Raw genomic sequence first — 2,371 nt, 5'->3', positions numbered from 1 at the left:
GGGAGCAGGTCAAATAAGCCTAACAAATGAACTACTTGACAAAACAACAAAAATCCGGTCTTAGTTGCAGAACAGATGAACTATTTACCAGATCAGCAAGCAATTACCCATCAGGGGGCTATAGTAATGGTAAAAATATTAGGCTTAAGTGACATGCTTCCCCTATTACCTATTACCCATTACCTATTACCCATTTCCCATTCCCCATTCCCCATTCCCCATTCCCCATTCCCCATTCCCCTTTTACAAATATGAGATGCACCCATCGCAATATCCCTCGAGTTAGGAGGAGTTGCTAAGGTCAACTCATAGTTGGTTTAGCAACTCTTTTACCATAGTTTTGTCAAATGGGTAGTGCTATACCACCATGCTTGGGCTACCGAGACAGATTATATCCCCAAAACATAAAGCAGGTTGAAGTAAACAGTAAGCCAAAGATAACAATTTTTACCTGACGGGGTTTTAAAAGATGGTAACGACAAATGGCAACCAAGGAAAACAATGGTAATAGTATCCCCATCTCGATCAATAGGTTTTTATATAAGTAATAATTGCTTAGGTCTAGTTTTCCGGCGCTGGGTAAAATACCCCAAGGAAGTTTAAAGTTTTCTCTAGTGAAGGGATAGAACAAAGGTATACCAACAACTCCAACTAACAAATCGATAATAATTTGGGAAAGACCCGCTAATATCGCTTGAAAACTATACACTTTGAGTTGGCGTCCCCTAATTCCTATAATAATTAAAACTACGATTGTACAAATGGGAATAATCAGAGCAAATGCTAGGGAATGGGTAATACGAGTTTGACGGTGTGCTGATTGATGTAACCAAGGGATAAAATGATCCAAGTCAGGGAAAGAGGCAATTACTATTAACCATAAAAACCAAGCCAAGCGCAATAGCAGTGGTTTTTTGGGTGAATTAAAAGCAATACCAATAGTTACAGCAGTTACACTATGGCCAATAAAAGATGACATATATTTTTTTATTTTGATGTTACTGAATTAAGTTATTATAGCATCTTAATTTAATAGGTAAAATCAAAATTTATGTTTAAGTATAACCCTTCACCAAATTAGGTCAAGATACCTGAGGGGGTGACATGAGCCCCAAAAAGCTTACTCTATAAGGCTTTGATGCCAATGGTGTCATGGAAGATACAGTCGGAAATTAAGCCTAAATTCATGTTAGGGAAGCTCAAACCCTTATAACTACGTCCAAAGGAGCGCCCAAAACAGAATGTATATTTTTGGGAATTATCGGCTGAAATTATTACCCAGTAAGGATTTCAGCTTGCATGTCACCCCCCCAGGTCAAGATACACAAAACCAGGCAAAACCTCTTCTCCAGATAAACTAGGGGGAGACTCTAAAACCTCAATATCTCTACTTGGTCGATAAATTTCAACTTGTCGCTCTTTACGATTAATCAAGCAACCATTACGAGCACCATTGTCTCGGTATTCTTCCATCTTCTGGCGAATTGCTATTAAGCTATCACTAGGCGAACGTAATTCAATCACAAAATCAGGACACAGGGGCAGAAATTTCTCTTGTTGTTGAGGAGTTAAACTATTCCAGCTTTGTAATGGTATCCAAGAAGCATCGGGAGAACGGTCGGCACCATTGGGGAGTTTAAAACCAGTGGAAGAATCGAAAGCAATTCCCAACTTGTTTTGACGGCTCCAGGCTTGAAGTTGGTAGCCTATTTCTAGATTACAGTTTCCTGTGCTGCCGCCAGTGGGTGACATAATAATTAAATCTCCATTAGCATTGCGTTCAAATTTTAAATCATGGTTGTCTTGACAAAGCTGGAAAAATTGCTCGTCGGTAAGGTTAATTGATTGGAGATCAAGGGTTAGGGTGGTCATGATTGTTTAGGGAAGGGAGCAGGGAGCAGGGAGTAGGGAGTAGAGAGTAGGGAGTAGAAACCTAAGTGTATTTTATAAAAATAACTAACGCTATAGAATTGTTTTAGCGATCGCGTTTTTGATTCCCAGTGATCAATAACTATTCCGATCGGCGTTCGCGCAGCGTGGCCAAAGGCCTCAGCCGCGCCAAAGGCGATCGCTGAAAGCGGGGCTTCGCCCATCGCCTTTGGCGGAAGCGTTCGCAAAGCGTGGCCCAAAGGCCTCAGCTTGATCGCGAAGCGTGGCCTACAAGCTTTGTTGTCCTCTAAAAATTGACTACTAATAGAATAGCTACTGTAGCAACTCTAGTACCATAGTTTGCTCAAAAAAGAAAGAACCAACGGCTGGGTTTTTTAGCAAGTTTCAACGATACCTTAGCGATAGGCGTTAAATTTGAGTAGGAAATACCACCACTATGTCTAAAACTATGACCTCTGCTGTTGTGCATAATACTCCTCCT

4 protein-coding genes are annotated in these 2,371 nt (G+C 40.7%); 1 reads left to right on the top strand and 3 read right to left on the bottom strand.

Annotated elements, in window-relative coordinates:
- Positions 1-75: 75 nt before the first annotated feature.
- Positions 76-255, top strand: coding sequence for a hypothetical protein (locus F6K38_RS39560; protein ID WP_044493130.1), 180 nt, complete (start codon positions 76-78; stop codon positions 253-255).
- Between the two features lie 121 nt (positions 256-376).
- Here the strand turns inward: F6K38_RS39560 and F6K38_RS39555 are convergent, their stop codons facing one another.
- From F6K38_RS39555 to F6K38_RS39545, 3 genes are all read right to left on the bottom strand, one after another.
- Positions 377-979, bottom strand: coding sequence for a metal-dependent hydrolase (locus F6K38_RS39555; RefSeq protein ID WP_287256760.1), 603 nt, complete (start codon positions 977-979; stop codon positions 377-379).
- Positions 980-1,302: 323 nt separating this feature from the next.
- A complete protein-coding gene (locus F6K38_RS39550) occupies positions 1,303-1,872 on the bottom strand; it encodes a Uma2 family endonuclease (protein WP_008184075.1) in 570 nt (189 codons plus the stop codon).
- The gene (locus tag F6K38_RS39545; RefSeq protein WP_008184077.1) at positions 1,869-2,093 is read right to left on the bottom strand and encodes a hypothetical protein; all 225 of its coding nucleotides are present in this window, start codon (positions 2,091-2,093) and stop codon (positions 1,869-1,871) included. Before F6K38_RS39545 ends, F6K38_RS39550 begins: the two co-directional genes overlap by 4 nt.
- Between the last annotated feature and the right edge of the window lie 278 nt (positions 2,094-2,371).

It is taken from the genome of Moorena sp. SIO3B2 (assembly GCF_010692525.1).
Classification (GTDB): domain Bacteria; phylum Cyanobacteriota; class Cyanobacteriia; order Cyanobacteriales; family Coleofasciculaceae; genus Moorena; species Moorena producens.
Note: the sequence above shows the minus strand (reverse complement) of the source record. Positions and strands in the feature narration are given on the sequence as shown.